Here is a 2,068-nt window from a genome sequence, read left to right on the forward strand (position 1 = left end):
CGTCCGCAGCCGGTCATAGACTCCTCGTGAAATTTTTCACGCACTCGGAATGGCGTGAAGAAAAACGAGCGGAGAGCGCGTGGCGTCGTCCTTCATTCCGATTCTGGTGCTCATGGTCTTCGCGGCGCTCCTGGCCGCCGCGCTGCTGGCGCTCTCCGCGGTCCTCGGCCGGCACGTCCGGACCCGCCGCAAGCTCTCGACGTACGAGTGCGGCATGCCGCTCCTCGACTCGTCGAGGAAGCGCATCTCCGTCAAGTATTCGGTCGTCGCCATGGTCTTCATCCTCTTCGACGTCGAAATCGCGTTCCTCTATCCCTGGACCGTGATCTTCCGAAGCTACGGGTGGGGAATGTTCCTGGAGATGATCCTGTTCCTCGCCACGCTCGCGGTCGGCTACGCCTACATCTGGAAAAAGGGAGCGCTCGACTGGTGAAGAAGCTGCGCTACGCGTCGCGCGAGAGCGGCGCGCCGTTCGCCTTCACCGACGACGAGAGCCGGGAGATCGACACCCTCCTCTCCCGCTACCCCACGAAGCAGGCCGCGCTCCTCCCGGTCCTCTGGATCGTCCAGGGGCGGCTCGGCTGGGTTCCGCGCGAGGCCGTGGGGGTCGTCGCGGAGCGTCTCGGCCTGTCGACGGCGTTCGTCGACGGCGTCCTCACCTTCTACACGATGTACAACCTCGACCCGGTCGGGAAATACGATCTCCAGTTCTGCACCTCCATCTCCTGCCACCTGAACGGCGCCGACGAGCTCCTCGAGCACTGCCAGAGGAGACTCGGCGTGCACGTCGGCGAGACGACGCCGGACGGGAAGTTCACGATCACCGAGGTCGAATGCATCGCGGGATGCGATCGCGCGCCCTCGATGCAGGTCAACGACCGGTACCACGAGCCGATGAGCCCCGAGAAGCTCGACGCGCTGCTGGCCGAGCTCGGGAAGGGAGCCTGACCTTGGCGTACGAAAAGGTCCTGCTCGCCCGGGTCGGGAAGGAAAACTCCCGCGCGATCGACGGGTACGTGAAGGACGGCGGCTACGCGGCGTGGGAGAAGGTCCTGCGCGAGAAGCCGGAGCCCGCGTCCATCTCCGAGACGGTCAAGAAATCGGGGCTGAGGGGCCGCGGGGGCGCCGGATTCCCGACCGGGGTCAAGTGGACGTTCATTCCGAAGGACACGAAGGGGAAGCCGATCTACCTCGTCCTGAACGCCGACGAGTCGGAGCCCGGCACGTTCAAGGACCGGCTCCTCATCGAGAGCGATCCGCACCTCGTCCTCGAGGGGATGATGATCTCGGCGTATGCGATCGGCTGCCGCCGCGCGTACATCTACATTCGCGGCGAATTCTGGGACGGCGCGCGGATCCTCTCCGAGGCGATCCGCGAGGCCTACGGGAAGGGCTACCTCGGGGAGAACGTCAAGGGCTCCGGCGTGGGCCTCGACATCGTCGTCCACCGCGGCGCCGGCGCGTACATCTGCGGCGAGGAAACCGCGCTCCTCGAGTCCCTCGAAGGCAAGCGCGGGCAGCCGCGGGTCAAGCCGCCGTTCCCCGCGGTCTCGGGCGCGTTCGCCTGCCCCACGATCGTCAACAACGTCGAGACGATCGCGTGCGTCCCGCTCATCATGAATCGGGGCGCGGAGTGGTTCGCCGGCATCGGGCGGAACGAGAAGAACACGGGGCCGAAGCTGTACTGTCTTTCCGGGCACGTGAACCGTCCCGGCGTGTACGAGGCGCCGATGGGCCTCCCGCTCGAGGAGCTCATCTTCGGCGACGACTACGGGCGCGGGATGCGCGGCGGCCGGCGCGTGAAGGCCGTGATCCCGGGAGGCGCGTCCGCGCCGATGCTCACCGAGGCGGAGATCAAGGACTGCCCGCTCGATTTCGACGGCGTCGCGGCGAAGGGCTCGATGCTCGGCTCCGCGGCGATCGTCGTGATGAACGAGGACACCTGCATCGTTCGCGCCGCGAAGAACCTCGCGAAGTTCTTCGCGCACGAGTCGTGCGGCCAGTGCACGCCGTGCCGCGAGGGTTGCCCGTGGCTGCTGAAGGTCCTGGGCCGGATCGAGGGAGGCGA

General features: G+C 66.9%; 3 protein-coding genes. All 3 read left to right on the forward strand.

The window, feature by feature from the left end:
- Positions 1 to 79 precede the first annotated feature (79 nt).
- The gene (locus tag VFS34_15645) at positions 80 to 433 is read left to right on the forward strand and encodes an NADH-quinone oxidoreductase subunit A (GenBank protein HET9795887.1); all 354 of its coding nucleotides are present in this window, start codon (positions 80 to 82) and stop codon (positions 431 to 433) included.
- A complete protein-coding gene (nuoE, locus tag VFS34_15650) occupies positions 430 to 948 on the forward strand; it encodes an NADH-quinone oxidoreductase subunit NuoE (protein ID HET9795888.1) in 519 nt (172 codons plus the stop codon). Before VFS34_15645 ends, nuoE begins: the two co-directional genes overlap by 4 nt.
- A 20-nt stretch (positions 949 to 968) precedes the next feature.
- Positions 969 to 2,068 (forward strand): NADH-quinone oxidoreductase subunit NuoF (gene nuoF, locus VFS34_15655; protein HET9795889.1); only part of this gene is annotated, 1,100 nt, incomplete at its 3' end.

The sequence above is a fragment of the Thermoanaerobaculia bacterium genome, from assembly GCA_035717485.1.
Classification (GTDB): domain Bacteria; phylum Acidobacteriota; class Thermoanaerobaculia; order UBA5066; family DATFVB01; genus DATFVB01.